This window comes from Pseudomonas sp. Xaverov 83, from assembly GCF_019352905.1.
GTDB lineage: Bacteria > Pseudomonadota > Gammaproteobacteria > Pseudomonadales > Pseudomonadaceae > Aquipseudomonas > Aquipseudomonas yamanorum.
On record NZ_JAAAFU010000001.1, the window covers coordinates 1 to 25,031 of the forward strand.

Genomic DNA, 25,031 nt, shown 5'->3' on the forward strand with positions numbered 1-25,031 from the left:
GAGCCGAGTGGTGGGGCAAGAGCCTTTTGGTTACTTTTGGGCTCTTTTCAAAAGTGACCCGCTGTAAGAGCGGAACCAATAGCCGCCATCACCCAAATAACGGATATGCCCCCAAAAAAAGCCTCACCCATTAGCCAGCTCTTCCAGATGATCCATCAACTCCTGCGGCTTAAGCACCAACACATCACTGTCCACCGCATCCAGCACCACCTCCGCCGTATTCCCAATCAACGCCCCCGAAATCCCCGTACGCGCCACGGTACCGATAATGGTCACCGCCGCCTGCCACTTATGCACGGCATGAGGAATCAACACATCTGCCGGCCCTTCCTCGATATGCAGATGCGTGTCGTCAATATCAAACTCCGCCTGAAACGCCTTGCACTGCTCACGATACCGGGCCTCGATCGTCTCCTTGAGCTGAAACACCGGATCAGCCGCCGACAACATCGGCGACGGATGCGCACTGATCACATGCAACTGCGCCTTGGCCAGGCTCGCGATATCAAACCCATGATCAATGATCGAGTTATGCAGCGCCTGATGCTCCGCATCAGAATTCCCCACGTCGATGGCCGCCAAAATCACCCCGCCAGCCCAGGGCGTGGATGTCTTCACCAGCAGCACCGGAGTAGGGCAGTAACGCATCAGCTTCCAGTCGGCAGGCGTCAGCAACGCCTTTTTCAGCGGACTGTCCGCGAAATGCTGCTTGACCACCAACCCACACCCCTCAGCCTGCTGCACGTCGATGATGGTTTCATGCAGGCTGTCATTCCACGCCTGTTCAGTCGTGACGCTATAACCATCCTCCTGCAAACCGGCCTTCAGCAGGCTCAACATCGCCGAATGCTCGTGCTTCTTGTCACACACCAACAGATGCAAATGGGCCCCGGTGACGCCGGCAATCAGCTTGGCGCGCTTGAGGGCCAGGCTTTCCGAATGCTCGGGCTCGATGACCACCAGGATGCTGCGGATGGCTTGCATGGTCGGGTTCTCCAAAAAGGGTGGGCGTGGAACAACTATAGTTGCTGCTCGGCACACGTCATGTTGATGCACATCAAGCCCGGTGGCTGGCGGTCTGCGGCGCGGTCGGTATAATCGCCGGCCTTTTGTGAATCTTTGCCCGTGAGCCCGATGAACCTGCCAGAAATCCACGAATTCCTCGGTTGCCGCACCCCCGACGGCTGGGTCCAGGCCGCGTTGGCCGACCAGGAAACCTTGCTGATCGACCACAAGAACTGCGAATTCAAGGCCGCCAGCACCGCCTTGAGCCTGATCGCCAAGTACCATTCCCACGTCGACCTGATCAACCTGATGTCACGCCTGGCCCGGGAAGAACTGGTGCACCACGAGCAAGTCATGCGCCTGATGAAGAAGCGCAAGATCGAGCTGCGCCAGCTGTCCGCCGGCCGCTACGCTTCGGGTTTGCGCAAAGTGGTGCGCAGCCATGAACCGGTCAAACTGGTGGATACCTTGGTGGTCGGCGCATTTATCGAAGCCCGCAGTTGCGAGCGTTTCGAAGCACTGGTGCCGCATTTGGACGAAGAACTCGGCAAGTTCTACTTCGGCCTGCTGAAAAGCGAGGCCCGGCATTTCCAGGGTTACTTGAAACTGGCTTACCAGTACGGCGACGCCAAGGACATCGCCCAGGTCATTGACCGCGTACGCGCCGCCGAGCAGGACCTGATCGAATCACGGGACGTCGAGTTCCGCTTTCACAGTGGCGTGCCAGCCTGACGCAACCGCTGCACCAATCAGCGCGGTGACCCCGGCGAGTATCAGGATCACCGCCTGTGTCCCCAACGGCGCCGCCAGCAAAGCAATCAATAACCCTGCCAGTGGCTGCGAAAGGTTGTTAAGCAAGGTCAACACACCCACCGTCTTGCCAAAGTCCTGAACCGGGATTATCCGCTGGCGTGTGCTGCGGATGTACACGTTGAACATCTTGTCGAAGCCGGTCAGCAGCAGGAAACCCACGGCATAAGCCCACACATTCGGGCTGAGAGCGGTGATCAGCGCACCCACGGCAATCATCGAATACGACAGACCGCCCAGCACCTTGAGCGGCAGGGAAGCGCGCGCCAGATAGAACAGAATGGCGATGGTCACCACGGCACCCGCCGCCTGCAGCCCGGCGTAGGTGTCCTTTCCGGCGGCGTACTGACCAATGACCATCGCGGCTGATGTCGCCAGGGTTACACCGATAATCAGGTTCACACCCACCGCCAGCGCGATGATCTTCTTCAGCTCCGGCAGGTCGCGGATATGCCCGAAGGCAACGCGCAACGGCTGCAGCCAGATGTCGTTGTGCTGCTCGAAGGTTTCAAGACTGACCGTGGTGTGGCGTTGCCAGATGCGCATCGCCAGGTCCGCCAGCAGGAACAGCCCGGCAACCCCCAGCACGACCCAGTGCCAGGCCCAGGCGCCCAACATCAGCGCGGCCACCAGTGGGCCCAGCACCAACCCGGTCTGGTCGGCAATCTGCGAGTAGGACAAGGTCTTGGCGTAGGTGTAATGCTTGAAGATATGCGGCATCAACACTTCCCGGGCCATGATGCCCTGGGTGGTCAACACGCCACACAGCGCTGAAAGGATCACGATCCAGTAAATGCCGTCGAACATGCCGTACAACAGCACGGCGACCACGCAGGCCAGTGCCCGATAAACCTGGCTGATATGCAGGATGCGCACGGCGGGATACTTGTCGCACAATGCCCCGCACACCGGGAACGACAGGTAGCGCGGCAAGGACTCGACAAAAAACGCCAGCCCGGCCCACGACACACTGTTAGTGGTCTGGAATACGATCAACGGCACGATGAACAACAGAATCTGGTCGGCCAGGCGTGACAGAAACAACGAAATGAAGAAAGCCAGGTAATCCTTGCGCATGGTGTGCTCGTGTCCGTGAGTCAAATCGTCGTCAGTAGCCGGAGCCGGATTTATCCGTGAGGTTGTGGCGCTCATCGCCTTTGAGCGGCGGGTTGAATACGCTGACCAGCACCAGATCCTGCTCCTTCCCGCCTCGCAGGTAATGGCGGTCGTGCTGGTCCAGCACATAGATGTCACCGGGGCGGATAGGGTAGACGTTGCCGTCCATGTCTTCCACCTCACCTTCGCCGGCGATGCAGTAGCAAGCTTCCAGGTGATTACGGTAGTGCAGCAGCGACTCAGTGCCGGCGCGCACGACGGTGTGGCACACGGTATAACCCATCCCGTCCTTTTCCGTCAGCAGCCGATGGCTGGTGCCAGCGCCCCATTCGACAAAGTGCGCGGTGTTTTCTATGTCTGATTTATGACGAACGAACATGATCCTCTCCCGCTATGTGGGTGAAGGGCCATGATTCTCTTGTGTTTGTGGTGTTGTCATCAGCGACACTTCCGAAAAGCGTGTGGGGCGCGCCTGTCGGACCGTGCCGAGTTAAAGACTGCGGTGAAACTGTTAAAAACTCTTAAAAGCATGAAGCTTCGTCGGCCAGTAATGGCCAGCTGCTTTAGTCTGCCGGCTTGCCCCCTATAATGCGCACACTTCAATCCGCGCGTGCACTGGAAATTTATGGATAACTTGGGTCTCGGCAAGGTCTTGCTCGTGGAGGACGATCAGAAGCTGGCAGGGCTGATCGCCCATTTCCTGTCCCAGCACGGCTTCGAAGTGCTGGCCGTGCATCGGGGTGACCTGGCGCTGGCGGCCTTCCTGGAGTTCAAGCCCAAGATCGTCGTGCTCGACCTGATGCTGCCCGGCCAGAGCGGCCTGCATGTGTGTCGCGAAATTCGCAACGTGTCCGACACGCCCATCGTGATCCTCACCGCCAAGGAAGACGACCTGGACCATATCCTCGGCCTGGAATCCGGCGCTGACGACTACGTGATCAAACCGATTAAACCACCCGTGCTGCTGGCCCGCCTGCGTGCCCTGCAACGCCGCCAGACACCGGAGCCCACGGTGCGGGGCTCCCTTGAGTTCGGCCGGCTGGCCATCGATCGCAGTTGCCGAGTGGTGAGCCTGGGCGGCGAGAAGATCGACCTGACCACCATGGAGTTCGAACTGCTGTGGTTGCTGGCCAGCGCTGCCGGGAAAATCCTCTCCCGCGACGACATCCTCAACCGCATGCGCGGGATTGCCTTTGACGGGCTCAATCGCAGCGTCGACGTGTACATCAGCAAGCTGCGCGGCAAGCTCAATGACAACCCTCGGGAACCGGTGTGCATCAAGACCATCTGGGGCAAGGGCTACCTGTTCAATCCGTTCGCCTGGGAGGTCTAGATGTTACGGCTGTTTCTGCGTCTGTATATCATCCTGGCCATTGGCTTGGCCGGGGCGATCTGGCTGGTGAACTACACCTTCGATGAGCTGCTGCCGGAGGCCAACGAAACCTATAACCGTGAGGCCCTGCGCGGCCCGGCTTATGGGGTGGTGGAACAATTGCGGCCGGTGACGGGTGAAGCCCGCGCTGCTCGCCTGGTTGACTTGCAGCCGCACTACGGACTGCGCCTGGCGCTGGTGCAGAAGGACGCGCTGAAACTGACCGAACGTGAGCAGCAACTGCTGGCCGGGGGCGAGTTGGTGGTGCGCGGCGATTTCATGGAGTTCATCTCCAACATCGACGGCGGCCAGCAACTGCTGCAAATCAAGCTGCCGGAAGAGCCCAAGTGGTTGTACATGTGGGCGTATGGCTTCCTCGGCCTGTGCCTGGCGATTGTCTTGTACTTCTGGGTACGGCCCCATTGGCGTGACCTGGAGCATATTCGCCTGGCCGCGCAACGTTTCGGCGACAACGACCTCGGCTCGCGCATCCTGCTGCCGCGCCGCTCCACCGTGCGCGAGCTGGCGGGGCACTTCAACCAGATGGCCGAGCGCATCGAAAGCCTGATCGCCAATCAACGCGAGTTGACCAACGCGGTCTCCCACGAACTGCGCACGCCGATTGCACGGCTTTCGTTTGAGCTAGACCAGCTCAAGCAACAGGCCGACCCACGCCAAAGCCGCGCGCTGATCGCCGACATGTACGCCGACCTCGGCGAGCTGGAAGAAATGGTCTCGGAACTGTTGACCTATGCCAGCCTGGAACGTGGCGCCACGCAGATCACCCGGGAAAGCATCGAGGCTCACAGCTGGCTCGACAGTGTGATCGGCAGCGTCGCCCTGGAGGCCGAGGCGGCAGGCGTGCAGTTGCTGCTGCGCACCTGTGAAGTCGATTACATCCGCATCGAGCCGCGCTTTATGGCCCGGGCGGTGATCAACCTGTTACGCAATGCGATTCGCTACGCCGACCGGCGTGTGGAAGTGTCGCTGGTAAAATTCGGTGCCGGCTACGAAGTGCGGGTGAATGACGATGGGCCTGGGGTGCCGATGGAAGGGCGGGCGAAGATTTTCGAACCGTTCCTGCGCCTCGATGCCAGCCGCGACCGCCGCACCGGTGGCTTCGGCCTCGGCCTGGCGCTGGTGCGGCGCGTGTGCCAGTGGCACGGCGGGCAGGTTGAAGTGCTGGATTCGGAGTGGGGCGGGGCGTCGTTTCGGATGACCTGGGCGTATGCCGAATAACCATCCAGGAGCCACCGATCGTTCCCACGCTCTGCGTGGGAATGCCTGCCGTGACGCTCCGCGTCACCCATGCGCAGGACTTTAGCCTTGCATCGACGGCGGGACGCGGAGCGTCCCAATAGGCATTCCCACGCAGAGCGTGGGAACGATCGCCTTAGAACGTGTACTCGAGCATCCCCATCACTGACGTCTGCAACCGGCGCTCTACAATCGGGCTCTGGCCAGCCTTGTCCGCCAGGTATTGCACATCCAGCAGCGTCGAAAACTGGGTGTGATCGCTGATCGGCAAGCTCCACACTAGGTTCATCCCGTTGCTGACATTGCCGCCGCTGGCCTTGTAAGCCTTGAAGCGGCTCTGCGCGGCCTGGCCGGTGGTGACGCCGTACCAGGTCTGCAGGTAGTTGCTGTCGCCAAAATGACTGCTGAGGTTGGCGTCCAGCGAACCGTAGTCGCCGTCATACAGGTTGGTGCCCAGGCTCAGTTCCAGGTGGGTGAAGGCCTTGCCGGAATCCTTGTGATCATCCTCTTCAAGTGCATGCTCGAGGGTGGCGCCGAGAATCACCCCGCCCAGGTTATAGCTGCCACTGATGCCTACTTGGGGGCGGGTCTTGATTTCGCCCATGCCCTTGAGTTTCTTCGAGCCCGGGCGACCGCTCCTGCTTTCATCCTTTCGATTGCCACTGGCGCCGACGTAGGCGCTGAAGCTCGCGCCGCCGCCGTCATAACCCCAGCCCAAGCCCTTGTCGGTGTCGAGGAAAATCCCCCACGGGCTGACGATGGCCGCACCCAGCACCGGCGCGGTCACCCGCTCGTCGCTGCCGCTGTAGCGGGGCAGGTTGGCCACGCCGGCCTTGAGGGTGTATTCCCAATCGTCCGCCAGCAGGGTGTCGGCGCTGGACAGCAGACACAGCGATGTCAGGGACAGGCAGAGGTTTTTTGAACGCAGGATGGTCTTCATGTGAGGTCAGAGACTCAGGGGGTTGTGGGGAGAATCAGTACGTTTGAACTGGTAGCCAGAGGCACTCAGGCCATTGATCTGGCGGCTCACGGTGTCCCCCAGGCCATAGCCGTTGCCGGCAAGCACCGCGTGGGCGTTGTCCACGGGCAGCAGGATGTAGTCGGTCAGTGGTTCGTCGTGCAGTTGGCCGCGAATCACCAGGAAGCCGTTTTCCAGGCGCACGCTGATGCCGCTCAAGGGCGCGTCGGGCTCATGGGTGTTGAGCACTTGATAGGTGCCGATGGTGTCGGCCCAGGCATTACTCAGCGGGGTCTGTTCGATGCGTTCGCCCACGGGCACGCGCTGGCCATGGCTGCGGGCGGTCAGCATCTGGCGCCCTTGCACCGTCACCACGTCCAGCTGGACGCGGCCCAGTTCACCCAGGTCCTTGAGCCAGAAGCCGAGGAATTTCTGCTGCGCCCGCAGCCAGCCATGGCCGTCCCGCAGCAGTTCGAAACGGGTGTCGGCCAACTCGCCATACAGCTGACCGTTTTCGTCCTTGATACGGAAAATGCCCCAGGCCGTGGCGTAGAAACCGGCCAGGCGCTTGCGGTCGATGGCAGCGGGCACCTGGCGGATTTTCAGACCGTGGGCCGGCTGTTGGCAGTCGTCAGAACACACCGGCTCGCCGGTCTGGGCCTGGAGCATCAGGCGCAGGGTGTCGGTGGTCAGGGACACCACCATCTCTTCGGCGTTGCTGTCGTTGGCCATGACAATCACCGCCAGTTGCTGGTCCGGCAGCATCGTCAGTTGCGCGGCGAAATCATCACCGCCACCGCTGTGCTGGTAGGTGCGTATGCCGGGGCCGACCGGTTCATCACCACAAGGGGCGAGAAACCACCCCAGGCCCATCTGGCAGTCGAAGTCCAGGGCGTTGCCGGTGTTTTGCTGGGTGAACATTTCATCAATCGACTGGCTGCTCAGCACCTGTTTGTCTTTGTAGAGGCCTCGGGCGAAGAGCATGCGCACGTAGTGGCTGAGGTCCTTGGGGCTTGCCCACAAGCCACCGGCCGCGAGGTCGCGCACCTGGGCGTCGGCGCTGACGGTGCCATCCTCATAACCCCGGGCGCGGAAGCTCAGTTGTGCGCCGGTACCGACGAAGCTCGACTGGTTCATCTCCAGCGGTTTGAGCAGGCTGCTTTGCAACCGGTTTTCAAAGTCTTGCCCGCTGCTGCGCTCGATGGCGGCACCGGCCAGGGCGTAGCCGAGGTTGGAATAGGCCACCTGAGTGCCCGGCGGCGTGCTCAGCCATACCCCGGAAATACGCATCGGCATCTGGCCCATGGCGAAGGTGCTGCGCACGTCCCGCAGGTGTTCGCTGGGCAGGCCGGACTGGTGGCTGAGCAGGCGGCGCAGAGTGATGTCGCGGTCGGCGGCGGTCTGGTCGGAATGAAAGCGCGAGCGTACGTAAAACTCTCGCAGGGTGTTCTGGATCGGGGCGTCGAGGGTCAGGCGCTGTTGCTCAACCAGTTGCAGGGCCGCGGTGGCGGTGAGCAGTTTGGAGAGGGCGCCGGCGCGGAACGCGGTGTTGGGGGTCACCGGTTTGCCCAGGGCTTTGTCGGCAACGCCGAAGCCGTGGGCCCAGATCAGTTCTTGGCCATTGACCAGGGCGATGGACAGGCCGGGTATGTTTTGCCTGGCCATTTCAACGGGGATGCGTTTTTGCAGGTAGCGAATGATTGCGCTGTAGTCGCCCTTGGGGATGGGCGGCGGAGCCGGCGGTTGGCCGTGGCAGCCAAGGCTGCCCAGCAGGCAACCCAGCAGCGGAATACTGCGCAATGTGCGAAACATGATGAGCACCCGAGGGGTGGTTTGGATGCTCGAATGCTAGGGGCGGGCCGTCCATGAGTCTTTGTGAGCTTTGTCGGGAAACTGTCAAAGACTGTTAAAGGGGGGCGCCCCGAGCGGGTTTACTTCAGTGCAGGGTCTCCAGGGTTAAGCTTTTTCCACGACTGCATCACCACCTGCGCCTTGGGCTCTTTTCCGTTTTCCAGGTAGTACTGGATCAACGACAGTCGCGCATTGCGGTTATACGGTTGTACGGCGAGCAGCTTTTCAAGCTGCTCACAGGCCTGATCCACATACCCGCTGTCATGCAGCGCCACCGCCAGCACATAGTTGTATTGCGGATTCGCCGGCTCCAGCCGCGCCGCTTCACGCAGGTGCGGCATGGCTTTCGCCGTATCCCCGGCCCGAATCAACATCAACCCCTGGGTGTGTTGCAGCAGCGCCGCATCCGGGTGTTGCTTGAGGTTGTCCGCCACCAGCGTCCGTGCCTCCTGGGCACGACCGTTAGCCTCCAGCCATTGCGCCAGAGTCACCAGCGCCGGGAAGAAATCCGGGTCCCGTAGCAACGCGGTGCGCAGCTGCGCTTCAACCTTGTCGCTCCGACCGCTGGCCTGGTACAGCATCGCCAGGTTGAGATTGGCTTCGGCTCGCTCCAGCAGGCTCGACTGCACAGTTTCGTATTCCGCGATCGCCTTGTCCCAGGCCGGCCCAAGGCCTTGTCCGGAGGCGCTCAACAGGTCTCGGGCGGCAATGATCCGTACCGCCAGTACCGGGTCCCGGAGCAACGGCCCATACAACGCTACCCGCTCAGGCGGCGGCAGAAATGCACTGATCGCCCGCACCGCGCTCTCACGCACTTGCGGCGCCGGGTTGCCGAGGTCCTGGGTCGCCAGTTTCAACGCCTGTTCACTCGGGTAGTTTGGCAGTTCAGCCAGCAGCGTCGCGCGCTGGATCGCCAGCAGGTTGTTGCGTGCCAACTGGTCATACAGCGCCTGCGCGGCGCCCGGTTGGCCGCCACGGATCAGTACCATGCTTTCGGCGTAACGCGGTGCATGCTCGGCCTCAGTGCTGTTCCAGAGTTTGAACTGCTCGCTGACCTTGTCGCCGGGCCGTGGGATGCTGAAGCTATGGTCATGCCGGAAGTCATTGCCCATGTAGAACTTGCCGGGCATGTGGCAATCGACGCAGAACGAACCCGGCTCACCGGCAGCGTGGCGGGTATGTTCGGGGGAGTCGTAGTCCTTGGCCTGCAACCCGCGACCATCCACCGTGGCCACGGCGGTTTTGCCTGCAGTGTTGTGGCATTGCAGGCACACGCCATTGCCCGGTGCTTTCAGTTCGGCGCTGTGAGGGTTATGGCAGTCGCTGCAGCGCACGCCCTTGTCGGCCATTTTGCTTTGGGCGAACGAGCCGTGCTCGAACACTTCATCCTTGATCTTGCCGTCCAGGGCATACAGCTCGCGGGTCAGGACACTGGGCAGGTAATCGTCCATCAGGCGTTTGCCGACGGTATAGCCGTCCCCCAGCGGTGCACGACGGGCGTGGCAGCGGGCGCAGGTTTCGATCTCGACGGTGGCGTCCTTGTCTTTCAGGTCCACGGCAAAGCCGGCGTGCAGCAGGTCACCTTTTTTCGCAGCCCACGCCACATGGTTCGACGCCGGGCCATGACACGCCTGGCAGCCGACGCCCAGGCTGTTCCACTGGCTGTCGAAGCTGTTTTTGGCCGGGTCGAAATTACGTTTGTAGCCGGTGGTATGGCACTCCACGCACATGAAATTGGCGTTCTGGCTGGGCTTGCTCCAGTGCAGCGGGTTCTTGAAGTTCACACCCTGACCTGGGTAGAGGTGAAACCAGCGGTTTTTTTGCGTATCCCAGGCTACGCCCAGGGCTTGCAGGCGCCCGTCACCGACCTCGATCAGGTATTGCTGCAACGGTGCGATGCCGAAGGTATAGGCAACCTTGAAGTCTGTGGCCTTGCCGTCGGCGCCGGGTGTGTTGACCCATAATTCATCGCCCCGGCGCGAGAAACGGGTGGTCTCACCCCCGCTGCTGAAGGATGCATTGTTGAAGTCGGCCGGAACCGTCTCGGGGGTGGCGGCCTGCATCGCCAGTTGGTGGTGCGAGCCTTGCCAGTCCTTGACCTGTGCCTGATGACAGCCCTGGCACTGCTGCTCATCGACCATTTTTGCGGGCGACTGAACGGCCACCGGCTTGACCACGGGCGCAGGCGCCGCCGCCGGCAGCCTGGGCGTGCTGGCCTGGAGGAAAAACCAGATTCCGGCCATGGTCAACAGCAACAGGACTATCACTACGGGGTACAGGTAACGACTGGAGGAGTCACCGCGAGGTACGGTTTTATTGTCAGGCTTGGGCATTACGACTTCCGATGTCCGATGCGTTGACGCTCTAATGGCGCGCTTAAGCTCCGTGCAGCTTTGACGCTGGGTGCTTGCCTGTCAAATAGAAAAGTCGCTGTGAAATGCCCCACAACCTGCAACGGCTACCGGGTTATTTTCCCAGAGTTGGCTATACCTACAGCTCAACGTTCCTTCGATGACAGCCAGGGAGTTTGACGATGAAGCTAGGACTAATGATCGGCACGGTGTGCATTGCCTCGATCGGGGTGATGGGGTGTTCCAGCAAGGTGACGCAGCCGGACGAGTATTCCGGGTTTCTCTCCGACTACAGCAACCTGAAGGAAGCCAAGTCGCCGTCAGGGGCAGAAGTGATGCGCTGGGTGGACCCCAACCTGAACCTGAGCCGTTATACCGCCGTGTATATCGAGCCCACCCAGTTCTACCCCAAGCCACAAGCCACCACCAGGATTCCTGAAAGCACCTTGCAGGGCATCAACACCTACTACAACCAGGCGCTCAAGCGCGAGCTGGAAAAGTCCCTGCCACTGGCCAACGGGCCTGGCCCGGGCGTGATTGTAGTACGGGCGGCCATCACGGCAGTCAGCAGCAAGACCGAAAGCCTCAAGCCGTATGAGTACATTCCTGTAGCGCTGGTGGCCGCTGCGGTCAGCACCGGTACCGGGATTCGTGACCAGGAAACCACCCTGGGCACCGAGGCCCAGTTCCTCGATGGCGACAGTGGCAAGGTAATCGCCCAGGTCGTGCGTAAAGGCACCGGCAAGCCGTTGTCGAACGACTCCCAGGTGATGAAGGCCGATGACGTGAAAAGCGTGATCGACGGTTGGGCGTCGGACCTGCACCAGTCGTATCTGAAGCTGAAACGCTGAGGTGCCGGGCCCGGGGTTCGCGCCCCGGGCCGCATGAGCCCCCGACTACTGGCCGATGAACCAGCGGTAATAAGGGTTGGCGCTGTCTTGTTGCAACACCGCCTGGATATCCCGGCCCCAGGCGGTGCGATCGCCGTCATAGGCATGCAGGCTGGCGCGGTAGAACTGCATTAGGCGCTGCTGTTCGCTGGCCAGGGTACGGGTGAGCGCCGGGTCTGCATTCAGCAATGGCGCGGGCACCCGCAGATCCAGGAGCGCCGGGAGCACCCGGGTGATCTCCTTGCTGCGCACCCACGGCGCATATTCGATACGCGGTTGGTCATCGGTGACTGGCAACGCATTGCCTGCAAAGCGCTCCAGGCCCTGGCGATCCGTGACCCAGGTGGCGAGCAGAGTTGCCGCCGAATCGATGCCCACTTCCCCCAGGGCGCTGCTCACGTTCGGTTGCTCAAAGCGCTGGCGAATCCGCGTGGCATCCAGCTCGATGGGTTCCATGGAACCCACCAGCAGCATTTCGTGGAACTCGCTGGTCCACAGCGTCGCGTAGGGGAACACGTCGAGGAAGCTGCGTACCAGTGACTGCGAGTCCTCGATGTTTTGCGTTGGCAGCGGCAGCCATTGGGCCAGCAGGCCGTTTTTCTCCAGGCGCCGGGCGGCCAGTTGGTAGAAGTCACGGGAATACAGGTTGACCACGCCGGCAGCGGAGGGCGGTGGCGGTTCGAGGGTGATCAGGTCGTACGCCTGCGGGTTGCGCAGCAGTTCCTGGCGACCGTCTCGCAGGCGCACGTCCACCCCTGGATCACTGGCCGCGTTGAAGTTGCCCTTGAACAGTGGCGCCGCCTGGATTACCGATGGCAGCAACTCGGCAACCACCCGGTGTTCCAGCCCGGGATAGCGCAGCAACGCCCCGGCGGTAATTCCGGTGCCAAAGCCGATCACCAACGCCGAGCGGGGCTCGCCGTTATGGATCAGCAGCGGCAACAGCGCCTGGATCCGCATATAGCGCAGGGACGGCATGGCGTCGCCAGTGTTGGACACGCCCTGGATATACAGGCGTTGAAAGCTGCGGGCGCCTTGGCCCTGGGTGACCACAGCGACGGTGGCGCCGCGTCCTTCCTGGTAAAACGCCAGGCTCGCATTACGTGCCCCGGGCAGCAGCTTGGCCAGTCGATCCACCGGGTTCAGCAACGCCACGGCCAGAGACAGTAAACCGAGGGCGACCACGGCCTGACGCCGGCCTTTCTTGACCCCGTGGCCTCGGCGCGCGGCCAGATACCCCACGACGCCGGCAATCACCGCGAGCAAGCCCAGGGTACGTACCAGCCCGAGCCAGGGAATCAGCACAAAACCACACAACATCACCCCGACAATGCCGCCCAGGGTGTTGAACGCCACTACGGCTCCGACATACCGGCCCACGTGCTCGCTGCCCACGCTCAAGCGCAAGGCCAGGGGAAACGCCGCGCCGAGCAACAGGGTTGGCACAAACACGATGCACAGGGCGGCCACCGCAAAGCGCGCGCTCATGCCCGGCAGTTCAGCGCCGCCCAGGCTCAGCACCAGGGATTCGGCCTGGGTTTGCAGCAGTACCAGCCAGCGGCCCAGCAGGGCGATCTCCAGCAACGCCACGAGCCCGGCGCCGGCAATCAACAGGCCGAACACGCCCCATGGATCACGGATCCGCTCGACCCGCCGCGCCATCAACTGGCTGCCGATAAACAACCCCGCCAGGTAAGTGGCGAGCACCACGGCAAACGCATAGGTGCGGGTGCTCATGAACTGCACGATGGATTGCGACCACACCACCTCGTAACCCAAGGCCACGCCGCCGGCAATGGCGTACAGCACCAGGGCCAGGCGCGCCGGTTTGGCGCCGTTGGCATGGTTGATTACCGTGGTGGTGTGATGCCGCACATACAACAGCGCGCCGACGGCAGCCAGCAGGTTGAGTATCGCGGCCACCAGGGCACTGCCACGCACGCCGAACGTAGCGATCAGCACAAAGGCGGTCAGCAAGGTCCCGGCAATTGCCCCGGCGGTGTTGGCCGCATACAAGCGGCCACCGGCCTGACCGAGGGCCTTGGGGTCGATGTGCAGCGAGCGCACCAGCACCGGCAAGGTGCCGCCCATCAACAGCGCCGGGATGCCCACCAGCACAAACGGCAGTACCCAGGCCAGCAGGCCGACCTGTTGTTCCAGCCAGGCAAACGGGCTGGCGGCCATGCTCAAGGCGACTGTGGCGCTCACGCCGAGCACGGCGACAAGGATTTCGAGGATTGCATACAGCAGCAGCGGTCGCGACAGGCGATCCGCCCAGCGTCCGAACAGCAGGCCACCCAACGCCAACCCGGCAAAAAACGCGCTGATTCCGGTGGTGATGGCGTACACCTCCACCCCCACGACCAGCGACAATTGCTTGATCCACAACACCTGGTACACCAGGGCAGCCATGCCGGAGATGAACAGCAGCAGGGCGGGGATCAGGGTGGTTGAGGTGTGAGCCAGTGCGGCAGGTTTGCTGGCGGTGCGTGACGACATTGCAGATAGCCTTATGGAAATACCGATCAAAGTGTGGCGAGGGAGCTTGCTCCCTCGCCACGGGTTTGGCGCCGCCCATAAGCGCGGCGTCGGCGGCTATTGCGCCGGGTTAGCCTTCATTTTTTCAGCAATCTTCTTGTCCACGGCTTCGCGGATCTGGTCAATGCTGAAGCTGGCCGGTTTCTGGCTCGGCGGGTACTCGATGAACGTCTCGAGGAACTTCGCCGATTTGGTCACCGCCACTGCACCCAGGTAGACGTTTTTGGTGCTCCAGTCGTAGTACTGGTCAGACACCACGTCCGCCCGTTCATACGGGTCCATCCTCAGGTTGAAGATCTTCGGTACCCGCAGTTGCACGAACGGCTCGCTCCACACCCGGAAACCGCCCGGCTGGCGCTGTTCGGCGAACACCACTTTCCAGTTGTCGAAACGCACGGCTACCAGCACGCCATCGTCGTTGAAGTAGAAGAACTCGTTACGCGCGCCTTTGGGTTGCTGGCCAGTCAGGTAGGGCAGTTGGTTGTAACCGTCCAGGTGCACCTTGAAGCTGCTGCCGCCGGCCGTCGGGGCCCAGCCCTTGAGCAGCTTGTCTTTCACGTCCGCATCACCCGCAGCGGCCAGCAGGGTAGGGAACCAGTCCATGCCCGAGACCATTTCGGTGGAAACTTCCCCAGGCTTGATCTTGCCTGGCCAGCGGATGATCGCCGGCACCCGGTACGCGCCTTCCCAGTTGGAGTTTTTCTCGTTGCGGAACGGCGTGGTGGCCGCATCCGGCCACGAGAACTGGTTCGGCCCGTTGTCGGTGGTGTAGACCACAATGGTGTTGTCGGCGATTTTCAGGTCGTCGAGGGTTTGCAGGAGTTTGCCCACATCGGCGTCGTGCTCCAGCATGCCGTCGGCGTACTCGTTGCCGGGCATGCCGCTCTGGCCCTTCATCGAGTCACGCACATGAGTGAACACGTGCATGCGCGTGGTGTTCATCCACACGAAGAACGGCTTGTTGGCTTCGGCCTGTTTCTTGATGAACGCCTGGGCGGCGGCGGTGGTTTCGTCGTCGATGGTTTCCATGCGTTTGGCGGTCAACGCACCGGTGTCTTCGATCTTGCCATCGGCGAAGCTGTGGATCACACCGCGCGGGGTGTTGGCCTTGACGAACTCGGCATCATCCTTGGGCCAGTACGGGCGCTCCGGCTCTTCTTCGGCATTGAGGTGGTACAGGTTGCCGAAGAACTCATCGAACCCGTGGTTGGTGGGCAGGTATTCATCCTTGTCCCCCAGGTGGTTCTTGCCGAATTGCCCGGTGGAATAGCCCAGCCCTTTAAGCGCCTGGGCAATGGTGATATCGCGTTTTTGCAGGCCCACCGGCGCACCCGGGATGCCCACCTTGGACAGGCCAGTGCGCAACGGCGTCTGGCCCGTGATAAAGGATGAGCGCCCGGCGGTGCAACTGTTCTCCGCGTAGTAGTCGGTGAACAGCATGCCTTCCTTGGCGATGCGGTCGATATTCGGGGTTTTGTAACCCACCACGCCCATCGAATAGGCGCTGATGTTGGTTTGCCCAATGTCATCGCCGAATATCACCAGGATATTCGGCTTGTCGGCGGCCCAGGCTGATGCCGAGACCCCCATCACCGATACCGCCACCAGGGCGAGTTTCGGCAGCCACTTGCGTAGGCGAGTCATATGACTTGCTCCTTTCTCGGCTTGAGTCGCATTGCCTGCGACCAACGTTTATTACAGTCCATCGCGACGTCTTTTCTTATTGCACCTGTTGTTGCACAGCCGGCTCGAACGGGTAGATGCGCTTCCACTCGGTTGCCATGTCCACCACGGTCCAGCCTTTTGTCCTGGCTTCATCCAGCGCCTTGTCCAGGCGCCCGATCTGAGAATTGCGGTCATAGGCCCACTCGCGCTTGGCGTCGGTGTGGTGCACCAGGCCCATGAAGCGTTTGCCCTGGCCGGCGGCTGTCCACTGGAGCATTTGCAGGTCGCCGTCGGAGTTGCCGAAGGCCAGGATCGGTCGGCGGCCAATGATCGAGTCGATACTTTCCGGCTTGCCCGGGCCGTCATCGTTGTGGGCGAGCTTGGCGGTGCGCAGGACCTGCGGGGCGCCATCCTTGATCTGGAACGCGGTGACGAAGTTGGAGCCGATCACCTGTTCCGGTGGCACGCCGTAGACCACTTCGGCGAAGGCACGCATGAAGGCAGTATCCCCGCCGGAAACGATGTAGGTCTTGAATTGCTGGCTGCGCAGGTAGTCGAGCATCTCCAGCATCGGCTGGTAGATCATTTCGGTGTAGGGCTTGCCGGTTTTCGGATGACGGGCCTGGGTGAGCCAGGTTTTGGCGTTGTCGATAAAGGCGTCGGTGGTGATGCCGGTATGGGTCGCGCCGATGATTTTCAGCAAGCCTTCCATGCCGCTTTGGGCCAGGGCCTGGTGATCGTTCTCGAGCACGGCCTTGAACGGCTGGGTGGTTTTCCACTCGGGATGCTGGGGGGCGAGGCGCTTGATTTCGTCGAAGGCAAACAGTACCTCGAAGTAAGCCGGCTGTTCGGTCCAGAGGGTGCCGTCGTTATCGAATACGGCGATGCGTTCGGCGGGTTTTACATAGTCCCTGGAGCCCTCGGCGGTCACGGCCTGGACGAATTCGATAATGTGTTTCTTGCTCGGTCCTTCGTTCCATGAGGGCAGCGGGTCCGCCGCCAGCGCAGGCAGGCTTATCAGCAGCAGAAGGGGCAAGACAGAACGGAGGGACGTCATGGGAAATCCTTTTCGCGACGGGGGTTCAGTGGTAGCAAGCGTAGCCGACGAAACCGCCAGCGCAACGCACCGCAGCCGCGTCGCCACAGAGGCGGAACTCGTGGCCATAGGCCATGCGCGAGGTACGCGGCCAGTACCCACAACGCCAAGGCAGCGCCCCAGGCCACGCCCTGCCGTGATAGTTGCCAGCGGCTGTGCTGGCCGAGTTGCTTGAGGTCCTCGGCGATGGAAAATGTCGGGCTGTAGGCGCTTGCTGCCTGCGCCTCGACGGTGACTTCTGGCACGCGCGTCACTTGCAGCCGATGGTTGCGGCTGTCCCACCATTTCACGCTGATGGCGGGCAGCGGGTAGCGACCGGCTTGCTCGACGCGGTACACCTGCCGGTCGATGCGTTGGCCGCCACTGATGTTGCCGCGGCCATCATCCAGGTTGCCGATGACCGGCGACTGCGGGTAGCGACGCAGGCCTTTTACCTGGGCCTGGTCAGGTGGCGGCAGTGACAGGCCGGGGGTGTTGTCGGCTTGCAGGATGACCGTGCGGGTGAGGGTGTCGCCGACCTTGAGCGGTGTGGTGGTGACCGTCTGGGTCAGGCGTAGCCCGTCAGCCACCAACACGGTTTCCCCGGGTTCGAAACCCGGCGGCTGGGCGGCCTGGAAGGACAACGGTGAAGTTTGCGCACTCAACGGCGCGCTCGCCTGGCCGGGCTGGGCCTGCACCGTCAGGGCCGGAATGTTGAACGTCTGAGCCAAGGAAGGGGTGATGCGATAGCGGTAACGCATGCCATAGAAGGTCTTGCCCTCGATCACCTGGTTCACATGCTCGGACTCACTGCCCGGCGCCTGTACCCGCGCGCCGGGCAGTTGCAGCGGCGGCAGGCCGGCGGCCGCGGTGAACCAGGTGTCGGTCAACACATCGACCTGCAATTGCACTTGCTCGCCCACCACCACGTTACTACCGGGCACCAGTTGCGCCTGCACTCGCAGTTGCGGTTCGGCCGCCCACAACGGGCCGGCGATCAGCAGCAACAGCCAGCAGAGCCGGTTCATGGCTGGGCTCCCTGGTCTTGAAGGCTGAACTTGCGGCGCAAGAAGTTCGCGGGGGACGTCGTCAGGTTCTGCAACCACAAGGCATCGTTGCTTGCCTGTTCTGTCTGGATTGCCTTGCTCTTGCCCTTGCCGGCCGCCTTGTCGAACTTGACCGCGTCGGGCTTCACCTCGGGGGCATTGTCCGAGGCGTTTTCAGTGTCTTTCTTCAGCGCCAGAGCCAGGGCCAGGTTGGCGCTGGCTTCGGGAAACTGCGGCTGTTGTTGCAACGCCTGCTGGTAGGCGGCAATGGCATCGTCGAACTTGAAGCGACGCACGTGGATATTGCCGCGGTAGAACGCGGTCTGTGCGGTGTCGAGTTGGGCAAAGGTCGCCAGGGCCAGGTCGTAGTCGGCAGCGTTGTACGCGGCAATGCCTTTCCAATAGGGGTCGACAAACAGCCCTGCAGCGGCGGGGTAGTGATGGTGTTCGAAGGCCCAGCGGCCTTGTTGGTCGCGGGTGAAGAACGCGTCGGTCAACGCGTTGGCTTCGACAGGCGCGGGTTGCAGGAATACCCCCAGCACCAGCACCGCCACCCAGTTCAGGCTCCAGCCCCGGCGTACACTGAAAAACGCCAACAGCAGCAGCGGCCAGCACAGCCAGTAACCGGCATCTTTCCATTGCAGGTTGCGCTGTTGTTCGTCCGCGTTTTGGAAGTGCTGCTGGGCATGGAGTTCGACCCAGTCCAGGTCGTCATCGTTGAGGGTCAGGCTACCCAGTGGCGCGTCGGTAGCCGAAGCCAGTTGCTTCAAGGCACCGGCATCGAAGTTCACGCCGACCGCCAGTACCAGCACCTGTAGCGGGCTGTCCGCCAAGTGTTGCTTGAGTTGCGGCAACTGCGCGAGATCGACGCCGTCAGTGATCAGCAACAGGCTACCAGAGGCGTTTTCCGCCGTAAGCAAACGCTTGGACTGGTCGATCACCCCGGCGACATCCCGCCCGGGCTTGCTGATCAGGTCGGTGGCCAGGGCCTGGATAAAACTGTCGAGCAATGCCGGGTCGTCCGTCGGCGGCAATACCAGATGCGCGCTGCCGGCATACACCATCAACGCGGTGCGCGCGCCTTGGCGACGCTGCACCAGGTCTTGCAACTTGTGCTTGGCGGCTTGCAGGCGGGTTGGCGGCACGTCAGCGGTGTCCATTGATGGTGACAGGTCGAGGGCGATGATCAGCGGCGCGCGGTTCTCCAGGAAGTCGGGGCGATCCTGTTCCCAGGTGGGCCCGGCACTGGCCAGTGCGCCGAGAACCAGCAAGGCGCTGACCAGATGCACCGGCCGCAGGCGATGGGGGTCCGTCGGAGTCAGCAGCAGATGCGGCAACAGATGCGGGGCAATATTGCCCCGCATCCGTCGTTGCAGGTCCTTGCTGCGGCGCCACAACAGCGGCAGCAATAGGCCAAGCAAACCCGGCAGCAGCCAGGCCGGGCGCAGGAAATGGAAGTCACTGAGGTTGAACTCCATCGCGGACCTCCCGATGGCGCAGCCCCGGATGCGGCCACAACGCGGCGATCAGGTGATACAGCGCGAGCAGGCCGATGGCGGCCGCCAGTGGCATCCAGAACAGATCACGCTTGGGCTGGTGGCTCAGGGTTTTCACCTGGTGGGGGGTGATCTGGTCGAGGGTGGCGTAGACCTGGTCCAGGGTGTCGCGGTTCTCCGCCCGGAAATACCGTCCGCCGGTGGTTTCAGCAATCTGTTGCAGCGCGCTCAGGTTGACCTTTGACTCACCTGAAGCGCCCGGATCGCCAATGCCGATGGTATGAATCACCACGCCCTTGGCCGCTGCCATGGACGCCGCATGGTCGGGCGGAATCGCGCTGCTGGTGTCGTTGCCGTCGGTGAGCAGGATCAACACCTTCTCTTGTTCATGAGCCTGGTCCAGCAGCTTCAGGCTCAGGCCAATGGCATCGCCAATTGCGGTGTTGGGCCCGGCCATGCCGATGCCGCTGTCATCCAGCAGCAGCGACAGGCTGGCGTGGTCCAGGGTCAATGGCGCCTGGGGATAGGCGCCGCTGCCAAACAGGATCAGGCCGATACGGTCGTCCTTGCGGCGCTGGATAAAGCCATGCACGACCTGTTTGACGGCGGCCAGGCGGTTGATCTTCTGGCCGTTGGCGTCGGTAAAGTCCTGGGTTTCCATGGACTGCGAGATGTCGATGGCCAGCATCAGGTCTCGCACGGGCTGTTGGCGTTCGATAGGCTTTTCGATCCACACCGGGCGGGCAATGGCCAGCACCAGCAGCGCCCACACCAGCAGGTTGAGCAGCAGTTGCAGGCGGTTGCTGCGAATACCGCTGGCGGCCGGCGTCTGGCCCACGGCCCGGCTGAGGCTGGCGAAAAACGGCACGCGTACGGCGCTGCGGGCTTCACGGTATTCCGGCAGGTAACGGTAGGCGAGCCACGGCAACGGCAGGAGAAGCAGCAGCCAGGGATAATCAAGTTGCCACATGGTGATGCTCCACCCAGGTTTTGCACTGGGCCAACAGCTGTTCGCGTTGCGCGCTGGAAATATCGGCTGATCCATACGCCAGGCTCGCCAGTTGACGGCTGAAATCCTCCTGCACCGCCATGCCGCCATGACGCAGCAGGAACGCCTGCCAGTCGGCCCCGCTCAGGGTCGGCACGCGTTGGTGTTCCTCCGGCGCGAGGGGCATCGACAGGGCCACGCGCTTGAGCAGTTCCGGCAGCTCCCGCAAGTCTTCGATCACGTTGAGGCGCGCCAATGCTTCGCGGCGATAGGCATTGCGGCGCCAGCGCAACCAGGCGCGGACGCCCAGCACCAGCAGGGCAATCGCCAGCAAACCGAGCATCACCCACCAGCCCCAGGTCTGCGGCCAGTAGCTGACCGGCGCCGGCAGGCCTAGCTCCTTGAGTTGTTCGATGCTCGGCACATTGGCGTTCATCGCCGCGCTCCATTGCGCCGGCCCAGCTCATCGCGCAGTTGGTCAACCGCAGGCAGCGCCGTGCTGATCATCAACAGCGGCACCTGGCTGCGGCGCAGCAGGCTGGCTACGTCCTTTAGGCGCCCGCCAAGAAAGTCCCCCAGGGGTTGGCGTACCTGGCGTTTCTGTACGGCCAGTTCGACCTGCAATTGGCCCTGGGTGACCATCAGGTGCCCGGTATCCGGCACGTTCAACGCCAGCGGGTCGTAGACTTGCAGGGCAACCACATCGTTGTGCGCCGACAGCTGCCGCATCAATTGCAGAGTGCGGTCACCGGCCCCGGCGAAGTCGCTGATGATGCAGATCAGGTGGTCATGCCCGGTCAGCGCGAGGCAACGTTGCAGCACCTTGTCGAGCTGGCCGTCGGCTTCATGGTCCGGGTTGCCGGCGCTCAACGCGGCGTTCTGTCGGACGATGCGGCTGCACAAGGTTTCGACGCGTTTGCGGCTGCGCAACGGCGCCACACTGTCGATGTGCTCATCGTTGAACACCAGCCCGCCCACCCGGTCACCCGCGTTGAACACCATCCACGCGGCCAACGCGCCCAACTCGGCGGCAACAGCGGATTTAAAGCTGCGCACCGAGCCGAAGAACATCGACATGCGTTGGTCGACCACAATCAGCGCGGGGCGGTCGCGCTCCTCGGTAAAGGTACGGATCACCGGTTTCCCGGTGCGCAGAGAGGCGCGCCAGTCCAGGTGGCGTAGATCATCGCCGGGCTGATAGCGGCGCAGTTCATCAAAGTTCAGGCCGCGTCCGCGCAGCCGCGAGGCATGGTTGCCGGCGAGGATGCTGCCTTGGGGCTGGCGCGCGACAAAGCTCAGGCCACGGGTCTGAAACTCCAGGGCCATCAACTGCCCCAGGGACACGTAGACCAAGCCGTCGGCGTTCATGCCGGAATCGCCACTTTGTCCAGCAGGCGGTCCAGCACCTGGTCGGCGCTGACGCCATCGGCCACCGCGTCGTAGCTCAATTGCAGGCGGTGACGCAGCACCGGATGCACCACCGTGCGCACGTTATCCGGCGTCACAAAGGCCTGGCCCCGCAGCCAGGCATCGGCGCGGGCCGCGCGGTCCATGCCGATGCCGCCACGGGGACTGGCGCCAAGGCTGATCCAGCGCGCCAGGTCGGCATCGTAGTCGGCGGGATGGCGGGTGGCGTTGATCAGGTCGATCAGGTAACGGTCGATAGCGGGTGACACCTGGATCGCGCTGACTTCCTTGCGGGCGGCGAAGATCACCTCGGGGGCGAGGGTGAAGCCTTGGGTGGTTGCTGCGGCGGCGTGCTGTTCTTCTTCGCGCAACAGGCGCAGCACCTGGCTTTCATTTTCGGCGCTGGGGTAATCCAGCAGGACTTTCATCAGGAACCGGTCCATCTGTGCTTCCGGCAGTGGATAAGTGCCTTCCTGTTCGATGGGGTTCTGGGTGGCGACCACGATAAACAACTCGGGCAGCGGATGGCTGGCGCCGGCCACGGTGATCTGGCGTTCTTCCATGGCTTCCAGCAAAGCCGCCTGGACCTTGGCCGGGGCGCGGTTGATTTCATCGGCGAGGATCAGGTTGCCGAACAAGGGGCCTGGCTGGAAGCGGATCTGATTCTGGCCGTCCACCTGGTGCAGCACCTCGGCGCCGGTGATGTCCGAGGGCAGCAGGTCGGGAGTGAACTGGATACGGCTCATCTTCGCGTCCAGGTGTCGGGCCAGGGCCTTGACCGTGCGGGTCTTGGCCAGGCCCGGCAAGCTCTCCAGCAGCAAGTGACCGTTGGCCAAAAGGCCGATGAGGATCTGGCGGATGACCTGATCCTGGCCCAGCACACTTTCGGCGATGCTGGCTTGCAGGGCGGTTAAATCGTTGAGCGCTGTCATCACAATCCTCCTTGAAACAGTGGGTCACCAGGGCGCGGCGACCACGATGTACAGCACGGAGCTGCCGACGTATTGCGGCTGGTACCAGGTGGGGCCGCAATGCTGATAGGCCACGCCATTGGCGACCACCGAGACACAGTCCACCGGCACCGTGGTGACGCGGGTACCGATGGCGAGGACGGTCGCCGTGGTCGCGCCGATCACGGCGGCGGTGGCCCACGGGTGGTACCAGTCATCTCCGTGGGGCGGCGGAGGAGGTGGCGGTGGTGGAGGAGGCGGCATAGGGTATGGATGCGGCCCCGGTTGTGGCCCGGGGCGCGGTCCTGGATATGGATGCGGACCAGGCTCGGGGTGTGGCCCAGGCTGAGGATGGGGCTGCGGGTGCGGCTCCGGGTGTGGAGGCATCGGCCGGGGTGCCGGCATCGGATGCGGCGCGGGCATGGGAGGGCGGTAGCCACCACCGCCACCATGGGGCACCACAAACGTCCTTGCGCCACCACCGCCCCGCAACTGCCAGGCCTGGGCAGCCAGCGGATCGAACAGCGTCAGCAGCAAACTCGCGGTCAACACCGCAGCCGTGCGTTTCATGGCTGTTCTCCCTGAGGCTCCAACTGTTGCAGGGGCACTGCGCGGGCGCCGGCCGGAGGAGTGAACTCAAAGTCGGCAGGTTTGGGCGGGCTGTTGAGTTGCCACAGGTAATTGACGCTGTGCCGAGGGTGTTCGGCGGTATCGCGGCGGCTGATCACCAGTCGGCAGGGCAGCGGTTGCGCGCCCTGGCGAATCCACAGTTGCCAGTCGATATCCGGCTGACGGTAGGCGTAATGGGTGCAGGTCTGGCCGTCGATGGTTTCACTGCCGATCAGCACGGCGTTGCTGATGCCCACCTCCTTGGCGGTGCCGGGGTTCCAGCGGAACAGGTCGGCCAGGGGCAGTTCGATGCCGTAGCGTTCGCTCAACTGATCGAGCAACCCACCGATATTCGCTGGCGCCGCCTGGTTGGCGAAGTAGCCGCTGCGGCTGTCGTACAGGGTGAAACTTTTACCGTTGTAGAACAGGCTGCGGCGCGAGCCGTCGCTTTCCACCGAGACTTGCAGCTTGTCCGGCTGCATGGCCGCAAGGCGCGTCTGATGGCTGAATTCGATGGTCTGGCCGTTATCCAACACCTGGTCGGTATGGCTGTGGGCATCGATGCGAAACTGCTGCAGGCTGCGCAAGTAGCCCCCCATCTGCTCCAGGGCAGTGAGGGCCTTGGGTTCCAGCTCGTCGGCCAAAACGGTGTGAGAGGTGAGCAGCACACCGGTGAGCACTAAACGCGCAAGAAGAATACGGGACATGGCGCACTCCGTTCATTCCGTGAAGGCGGTTCTCACCAGACGTACTGCAGGCGGAAGGTCCAGGTGTTCACATCGGGTGAACCGGTGCGTTCGGAGACCGTGTCGTTATAGGCGATCAGGCCGCCAAACTGGGGTGACAACATAAAACCCAGGCTGGCGCCCAGCAGGCCGTTTTCCTGTTTGTTGTCTTGCCAATCGCCATCAATCTTGCTTTCGCCGCCGCGGTTGTAGGTGGCGTCCAGCGAGACCCAGAGTGCGCGGTTGATGGTGTAGCTGTAGTGACCCTCGATGGCATACAGCGGCTTTTGTTCCAGCTTGCTATCGCCGTGGTAATCCTTGTTGTCGCCGAACAGCGACACGTAGGTGTTGATTTCCAGCCAGGTCGGGCCAATCGGGGTGCCGAAGCCTAGTTCGGGCTTGAACACCCAGCGGTTGGAGCCGATGTTGATGATGCGGTCTTTATCGTAGTCACCGGTGGGCATGGTCACCCACAGCGCGCCGGTGAGGAACGTCTCGGGTTTCCAGCTGGCGAACTCCTCGGCGGTCAGTGCCGGGCCACCGAAGATGTTATGGGCGAACACAATCTGCGTGTCGCCCATACCACCGTTGCGCTTGGTACCGCTGAAAAACTGGGCGTTGTCGAATGACGCCGAAACGTCGGCGTAAGGCTGGATAAACTGGATGGCGCTGTTGCGCCCGTCGATGCCGAATGAACGGGCGTAGCGGAACAGGTAGAGGTCGGCATCCAACGACAGACCGTTGATTGGCAATGTCGTGTCGATCGGGGTGTTGGTGTCGACCCGGTTGTAGTAGCCGAACACCATATTCATATCCGTCGGGGTGTTTTGCCAATCCCTGGCATTGTCGGCAAACCCTATCCCTGGCATCAGTGCCAGTGTGGCAGCGGTAAACGCACTCAGTTGACTACGTGAAACCATGG

Annotated in this window: 22 protein-coding genes; 4 read left to right on the forward strand and 18 right to left on the reverse strand. The window is 62.5% G+C overall.

Going from position 1 to position 25,031, the window contains the following annotated elements:
* Nucleotides 1–123 precede the first annotated feature (123 nt).
* A complete protein-coding gene (locus K0H47_RS00005) occupies nucleotides 124–984 on the reverse strand; it encodes a universal stress protein (RefSeq protein ID WP_017480433.1) in 861 nt (286 codons plus the stop codon).
* Nucleotides 985–1,134: 150 nt separating this feature from the next.
* Here K0H47_RS00005 and K0H47_RS00010 point away from each other — a divergent pair, with 150 nt between their 5' ends.
* The gene (locus K0H47_RS00010; RefSeq protein WP_177071255.1) at nucleotides 1,135–1,737 is read left to right on the forward strand and encodes a tRNA-(ms[2]io[6]A)-hydroxylase; all 603 of its coding nucleotides are present in this window, start codon (nucleotides 1,135–1,137) and stop codon (nucleotides 1,735–1,737) included.
* Here K0H47_RS00010 and K0H47_RS00015 read toward each other — a convergent pair.
* Both K0H47_RS00015 and K0H47_RS00020 read right to left on the reverse strand, forming a co-directional pair.
* Nucleotides 1,693–2,892 (reverse strand): MFS transporter, encoded by a 1,200-nt coding sequence (locus K0H47_RS00015; RefSeq protein WP_177071256.1) that lies wholly within the window; start codon nucleotides 2,890–2,892, stop codon nucleotides 1,693–1,695. The two genes, K0H47_RS00010 and K0H47_RS00015, sit on opposite strands and share 45 nt — an antisense overlap.
* Nucleotides 2,893–2,923: 31 nt before the next feature.
* Nucleotides 2,924–3,310, reverse strand: a complete 387-nt coding sequence (locus K0H47_RS00020; RefSeq protein ID WP_063030030.1) for an ectoine synthase — start codon at nucleotides 3,308–3,310, stop codon at nucleotides 2,924–2,926.
* 246 nt (nucleotides 3,311–3,556) lie between these two features.
* Between K0H47_RS00020 and K0H47_RS00025 the strand changes: the two genes are divergently transcribed.
* Nucleotides 3,557–4,264, forward strand: a complete 708-nt coding sequence (locus tag K0H47_RS00025; protein WP_017480435.1) for a winged helix-turn-helix domain-containing protein — start codon at nucleotides 3,557–3,559, stop codon at nucleotides 4,262–4,264.
* The gene (locus tag K0H47_RS00030; protein WP_063030032.1) at nucleotides 4,265–5,542 is read left to right on the forward strand and encodes an ATP-binding protein; all 1,278 of its coding nucleotides are present in this window, start codon (nucleotides 4,265–4,267) and stop codon (nucleotides 5,540–5,542) included.
* A gap of 154 nt (nucleotides 5,543–5,696) precedes the next feature.
* Here K0H47_RS00030 and K0H47_RS00035 read toward each other — a convergent pair whose 3' ends face one another.
* The 3 genes from K0H47_RS00035 to K0H47_RS00045 form a co-directional block, all read right to left on the reverse strand.
* The gene (locus tag K0H47_RS00035) at nucleotides 5,697–6,500 is read right to left on the reverse strand and encodes a MipA/OmpV family protein (protein WP_063030034.1); all 804 of its coding nucleotides are present in this window, start codon (nucleotides 6,498–6,500) and stop codon (nucleotides 5,697–5,699) included.
* A 6-nt stretch (nucleotides 6,501–6,506) separates the two neighbouring features.
* Nucleotides 6,507–8,330: a serine hydrolase gene (locus K0H47_RS00040; RefSeq protein ID WP_219271689.1), complete on the reverse strand. Its 1,824-nt coding sequence runs from the start codon at nucleotides 8,328–8,330 to the stop codon at nucleotides 6,507–6,509.
* A 119-nt stretch (nucleotides 8,331–8,449) separates the two neighbouring features.
* Nucleotides 8,450–10,702 carry a multiheme c-type cytochrome gene (locus K0H47_RS00045; protein ID WP_219271691.1) on the reverse strand — a complete coding sequence of 751 codons (2,253 nt, stop codon included), beginning with the start codon at nucleotides 10,700–10,702 and terminating at the stop codon, nucleotides 8,450–8,452.
* Nucleotides 10,703–10,902: 200 nt separating this feature from the next.
* On the opposite strand from K0H47_RS00045, the gene K0H47_RS00050 reads away from it, so the two are divergent.
* The gene (locus K0H47_RS00050; protein WP_063030040.1) at nucleotides 10,903–11,571 is read left to right on the forward strand and encodes a DUF3313 domain-containing protein; all 669 of its coding nucleotides are present in this window, start codon (nucleotides 10,903–10,905) and stop codon (nucleotides 11,569–11,571) included.
* Nucleotides 11,572–11,616: 45 nt separating this feature from the next.
* Here K0H47_RS00050 and K0H47_RS00055 read toward each other — a convergent pair whose 3' ends face one another.
* From K0H47_RS00055 to K0H47_RS00110, 12 genes are all read right to left on the reverse strand, one after another.
* A complete protein-coding gene (locus tag K0H47_RS00055; protein WP_219271692.1) occupies nucleotides 11,617–14,109 on the reverse strand; it encodes a fused MFS/spermidine synthase in 2,493 nt (830 codons plus the stop codon).
* Nucleotides 14,110–14,205: 96 nt separating this feature from the next.
* On the reverse strand, nucleotides 14,206–15,792 hold the full coding sequence (locus tag K0H47_RS00060) for an arylsulfatase (protein ID WP_063030044.1): 1,587 nt from the start codon (nucleotides 15,790–15,792) through the stop codon (nucleotides 14,206–14,208).
* Between the two features lie 76 nt (nucleotides 15,793–15,868).
* Nucleotides 15,869–16,870 carry an HAD family phosphatase gene (locus K0H47_RS00065; RefSeq protein ID WP_177071261.1) on the reverse strand — a complete coding sequence of 334 codons (1,002 nt, stop codon included), beginning with the start codon at nucleotides 16,868–16,870 and terminating at the stop codon, nucleotides 15,869–15,871.
* Complete coding sequence (locus tag K0H47_RS00070) at nucleotides 16,867–17,916, reverse strand: BatD family protein (RefSeq protein WP_219271694.1); 1,050 nt, start codon at nucleotides 17,914–17,916, stop codon at nucleotides 16,867–16,869. Before K0H47_RS00070 ends, K0H47_RS00065 begins: the two co-directional genes overlap by 4 nt.
* Nucleotides 17,913–19,412 (reverse strand): VWA domain-containing protein, encoded by a 1,500-nt coding sequence (locus K0H47_RS00075; RefSeq protein WP_093197070.1) that lies wholly within the window; start codon nucleotides 19,410–19,412, stop codon nucleotides 17,913–17,915. The genes K0H47_RS00070 and K0H47_RS00075 overlap by 4 nt, the downstream gene beginning before the upstream one ends.
* Nucleotides 19,393–20,400, reverse strand: a complete 1,008-nt coding sequence (locus tag K0H47_RS00080) for a VWA domain-containing protein (protein ID WP_218264162.1) — start codon at nucleotides 20,398–20,400, stop codon at nucleotides 19,393–19,395. Before K0H47_RS00080 ends, K0H47_RS00075 begins: the two co-directional genes overlap by 20 nt.
* Complete coding sequence (locus K0H47_RS00085) at nucleotides 20,387–20,854, reverse strand: DUF4381 domain-containing protein (RefSeq protein WP_093197062.1); 468 nt, start codon at nucleotides 20,852–20,854, stop codon at nucleotides 20,387–20,389. The genes K0H47_RS00080 and K0H47_RS00085 overlap by 14 nt, the downstream gene beginning before the upstream one ends.
* The gene (locus K0H47_RS00090; RefSeq protein ID WP_063030056.1) at nucleotides 20,851–21,786 is read right to left on the reverse strand and encodes a DUF58 domain-containing protein; all 936 of its coding nucleotides are present in this window, start codon (nucleotides 21,784–21,786) and stop codon (nucleotides 20,851–20,853) included. The genes K0H47_RS00085 and K0H47_RS00090 overlap by 4 nt, the downstream gene beginning before the upstream one ends.
* Complete coding sequence (locus tag K0H47_RS00095) at nucleotides 21,783–22,757, reverse strand: MoxR family ATPase (RefSeq protein WP_177027597.1); 975 nt, start codon at nucleotides 22,755–22,757, stop codon at nucleotides 21,783–21,785. The genes K0H47_RS00090 and K0H47_RS00095 overlap by 4 nt, the downstream gene beginning before the upstream one ends.
* 24 nt (nucleotides 22,758–22,781) lie before the next feature.
* Nucleotides 22,782–23,345 carry a hypothetical protein gene (locus K0H47_RS00100; RefSeq protein ID WP_219271696.1) on the reverse strand — a complete coding sequence of 188 codons (564 nt, stop codon included), beginning with the start codon at nucleotides 23,343–23,345 and terminating at the stop codon, nucleotides 22,782–22,784.
* Nucleotides 23,342–24,091, reverse strand: coding sequence for a DUF2092 domain-containing protein (locus K0H47_RS00105; RefSeq protein WP_177027599.1), 750 nt, complete (start codon nucleotides 24,089–24,091; stop codon nucleotides 23,342–23,344). The genes K0H47_RS00100 and K0H47_RS00105 overlap by 4 nt, the downstream gene beginning before the upstream one ends.
* A 32-nt stretch (nucleotides 24,092–24,123) precedes the next feature.
* Complete coding sequence (locus K0H47_RS00110) at nucleotides 24,124–25,029, reverse strand: transporter (protein WP_063030064.1); 906 nt, start codon at nucleotides 25,027–25,029, stop codon at nucleotides 24,124–24,126.
* Nucleotides 25,030–25,031 lie beyond the last annotated feature (2 nt).

What these genes read in the sequence shown, in the direction of transcription:
- K0H47_RS00005 (WP_017480433.1), bottom strand. Translation starts at nt 984, where the DNA reads ATGCAAGCCATCCGCAGCATCCTGGTGGTCATCGAGCCCGAGCATTCG.
- K0H47_RS00010 (WP_177071255.1), top strand. Translation starts at nt 1,135, where the DNA reads ATGAACCTGCCAGAAATCCACGAATTCCTCGGTTGCCGCACCCCCGAC.
- K0H47_RS00015 (WP_177071256.1), bottom strand. Translation starts at nt 2,892, where the DNA reads ATGCGCAAGGATTACCTGGCTTTCTTCATTTCGTTGTTTCTGTCACGC.
- K0H47_RS00020 (WP_063030030.1), bottom strand. Translation starts at nt 3,310, where the DNA reads ATGTTCGTTCGTCATAAATCAGACATAGAAAACACCGCGCACTTTGTC.
- K0H47_RS00025 (WP_017480435.1), top strand. Translation starts at nt 3,557, where the DNA reads ATGGATAACTTGGGTCTCGGCAAGGTCTTGCTCGTGGAGGACGATCAG.
- K0H47_RS00030 (WP_063030032.1), top strand. Translation starts at nt 4,265, where the DNA reads ATGTTACGGCTGTTTCTGCGTCTGTATATCATCCTGGCCATTGGCTTG.
- K0H47_RS00035 (WP_063030034.1), bottom strand. Translation starts at nt 6,500, where the DNA reads ATGAAGACCATCCTGCGTTCAAAAAACCTCTGCCTGTCCCTGACATCG.
- K0H47_RS00040 (WP_219271689.1), bottom strand. Translation starts at nt 8,330, where the DNA reads ATGTTTCGCACATTGCGCAGTATTCCGCTGCTGGGTTGCCTGCTGGGC.
- K0H47_RS00045 (WP_219271691.1), bottom strand. Translation starts at nt 10,702, where the DNA reads ATGCCCAAGCCTGACAATAAAACCGTACCTCGCGGTGACTCCTCCAGT.
- K0H47_RS00050 (WP_063030040.1), top strand. Translation starts at nt 10,903, where the DNA reads ATGAAGCTAGGACTAATGATCGGCACGGTGTGCATTGCCTCGATCGGG.
- K0H47_RS00055 (WP_219271692.1), bottom strand. Translation starts at nt 14,109, where the DNA reads ATGTCGTCACGCACCGCCAGCAAACCTGCCGCACTGGCTCACACCTCA.
- K0H47_RS00060 (WP_063030044.1), bottom strand. Translation starts at nt 15,792, where the DNA reads ATGACTCGCCTACGCAAGTGGCTGCCGAAACTCGCCCTGGTGGCGGTA.
- K0H47_RS00065 (WP_177071261.1), bottom strand. Translation starts at nt 16,870, where the DNA reads ATGACGTCCCTCCGTTCTGTCTTGCCCCTTCTGCTGCTGATAAGCCTG.
- K0H47_RS00070 (WP_219271694.1), bottom strand. Translation starts at nt 17,916, where the DNA reads ATGAACCGGCTCTGCTGGCTGTTGCTGCTGATCGCCGGCCCGTTGTGG.
- K0H47_RS00075 (WP_093197070.1), bottom strand. Translation starts at nt 19,412, where the DNA reads ATGGAGTTCAACCTCAGTGACTTCCATTTCCTGCGCCCGGCCTGGCTG.
- K0H47_RS00080 (WP_218264162.1), bottom strand. Translation starts at nt 20,400, where the DNA reads ATGTGGCAACTTGATTATCCCTGGCTGCTGCTTCTCCTGCCGTTGCCG.
- K0H47_RS00085 (WP_093197062.1), bottom strand. Translation starts at nt 20,854, where the DNA reads ATGAACGCCAATGTGCCGAGCATCGAACAACTCAAGGAGCTAGGCCTG.
- K0H47_RS00090 (WP_063030056.1), bottom strand. Translation starts at nt 21,786, where the DNA reads ATGAACGCCGACGGCTTGGTCTACGTGTCCCTGGGGCAGTTGATGGCC.
- K0H47_RS00095 (WP_177027597.1), bottom strand. Translation starts at nt 22,757, where the DNA reads ATGACAGCGCTCAACGATTTAACCGCCCTGCAAGCCAGCATCGCCGAA.
- K0H47_RS00100 (WP_219271696.1), bottom strand. Translation starts at nt 23,345, where the DNA reads ATGAAACGCACGGCTGCGGTGTTGACCGCGAGTTTGCTGCTGACGCTG.
- K0H47_RS00105 (WP_177027599.1), bottom strand. Translation starts at nt 24,091, where the DNA reads ATGTCCCGTATTCTTCTTGCGCGTTTAGTGCTCACCGGTGTGCTGCTC.
- K0H47_RS00110 (WP_063030064.1), bottom strand. Translation starts at nt 25,029, where the DNA reads ATGGTTTCACGTAGTCAACTGAGTGCGTTTACCGCTGCCACACTGGCA.